Source organism: Streptosporangium sp. NPDC006013, from assembly GCF_040614275.1.
Taxonomy (GTDB): Bacteria; Actinomycetota; Actinomycetes; order Streptosporangiales; family Streptosporangiaceae; genus Streptosporangium.
In genome coordinates, this window is the sequence record NZ_JBEXUE010000840.1 from 1 (window position 1) to 2273 (window position 2273).

Sequence of the window (2273 nt, forward strand, 5' to 3'; positions counted from 1 at the left end):
ATCCGCCCGGCGAACACCGCCGACTCCTCCAGCAACCGCGCACCCATCCCCACCCACTGCGCCCCCTGACCCGGGAACACCCACACCGACTTCCCAACCACATCGGCCACACCCTCAACCACACCACCGGCCACGGGCCCACCCGAGGCCACCGCACCCAACCCCGCCAGCAGTTCCTCATGGCCTCCGCCGATGACCACGGCCCGGTGCTCGAACACCGACCGCGACGTCGCCAGCGAGAAGCCCACATCCGCCAGGCCCAGCTCGCCGCGCGTATCCGTGAACGCCGCCAGACGGCCCGCCTGCGCCCGCAGCGCCCCCTCGGTCTTGCCCGACACCACCCACGGCACCACACCCGCGGCCGGAGCCCAGTCCTCCGCACCCGGCTCGGCCTCCGGAGCCTGCGGCCCCTGCTCCAAGATCACGTGCGCGTTGGTGCCGCTGATCCCGAACGACGACACCCCGGCCCGCCACGGGCGATCGGCCTCCGGCCAGCCCTTGGCCTCGGTCAGCAGCTCCACCGCACCGGCCGACCAGTCCACATGCGAGGACGGCTCAACCGCATGCAACGTCTTGGGCAGCACACCGTGCCGGAGAGCCATGACCATCTTGATCACACCGGCGACACCCGCAGCCGCCTGGGTGTGACCGAGGTTCGACTTCACCGAACCCAGCAGCAGCGGCCGACCCTCCTCCCGATCCTGCCCATAGGTCGCGAGCAGCGCCTGCGCCTCGATCGGGTCACCCAGCGTCGTACCCGTACCATGCGCCTCAACCGCGTCCACCTCAGCAGGGGACAGCCCGGCGACGGCCAGCGCCTGCCGGATCACCCGCTGCTGGGAAGGACCGTTCGGCGCCGTCAAGCCATTGGACGCCCCGTCCTGGTTGATCGCCGACCCGCGCATGATCGCCAGCACCTGATGGCCGTTACGGCGCGCGTCCGACAACCGCTCCAGCACCACCACGCCCACACCCTCAGACCAGCCCGTGCCATCCGCGGCGTCGGAGAACGCCTTGCACCGCCCATCACCGGCCAGCCCGCCCTGCACGTCGAAATCGATGAACACCCCAGGCGTGGCCATCACCGTCACACCACCGGCCAGCGCCAGACCGCACTCACCCGACCGCAGCGACTGAGCCGCCATGTGCATCGCCACCAGCGACGACGAACACGCCGTATCCACCGTCACCGCCGGGCCCTCCAGCCCCAGCGCGTATGCGACACGCCCGGTGACGATGCTCCCGGCACTACCGGTACTGACGAAGGTCATCACATCCGGCGGGAACTGAGCGCTCGTCCCGTAGTCGCCGTAGATCACCCCGGTGAACACACCGGTACGGCTGCCGCGCAACGAGACCGGGTCGATCCCCGCCCGCTCGATCGCCTCCCAGGACGCCTCCAGCAGCAACCGCTGCTGCGGATCCATCGCCAGCGCCTCACGCGGCGAGATCCCGAAGAACCCCGGATCGAAGTCGGGCGCGTCGAAGAGGAACCCGCCCTGGAAGTCCAGCTCGCCATGCGCCTGCCAGCCCCGATCCCGGGGCAGCGGGGAGATGGCGTCCTGGCCTTCGGCGACCAGCCGCCACAGATCCTCCGGAGAGCTCACCCCACCCGGATACCGGCATGCCATCGACACGATCGCGATCGGATCGTCCGCCACCGGCACCACCGCCGACGGCACCCCCACCTGCCCCTGCTCGCCGAGCAGCTCCGCCAGCAGGAAGTCCGCCAGGACGGCGGGCGTCGGATAGTCGAAGACCAGCGTCGCCGGCAGGCTCAGGCCGGTCGCGGCATGGAGCGCGTTGCGAAGTTCGACCGCGGTGAGCGAGTCGAACCCGAGGTCCTTGAAGGCGCGCTCGGTCTCGATCGCCTCCGCGCTGGAATGCCGCAGCACCACGGCGACCTGCTCGCGGACCATGCCCCGCAGGACCTGCGACCGCTCATCCGCCGCCAGCTCGCGCAGCCGCTCCCGGAGCGCGGAAACGGCCGACTGCTCTTCCTCCCGGAGGGTACGGCCTGCCTCAACCAGACTCCGCACCTCCGGCAGATCGCCGAGCAGAGCGCTCTGCCGTACGGCGGTGAAGGTCGGGGCGAACAGCTCCCAGGCGATGTCCGCGACCGCCACGCTCGCGTCCTGATGCGCGACCGCCCGCCACAGCGCGGTGACGGCCGCCCCCGGCGCCATGGTCCGGACGCCCCGCCTGGACAGGTAGTCCTGCGCTCACGTAGCCAGGCCAGGGTTTCGTCTACCGGGGCCCGCAGTGTCGGGTCG

The 2273-nt window shown here is 71.0% G+C and carries 1 protein-coding gene; it reads right to left on the reverse strand.

Going from position 1 to position 2273, the window contains the following annotated elements; all coding sequences use genetic code 11:
• Positions 1–2186 (reverse strand): beta-ketoacyl synthase N-terminal-like domain-containing protein (locus ABZ260_RS50180; protein ID WP_355632798.1); only part of this gene is annotated, 2186 nt, incomplete at its 3' end.
• Positions 2187–2273: the final 87 nt, after the last annotated feature.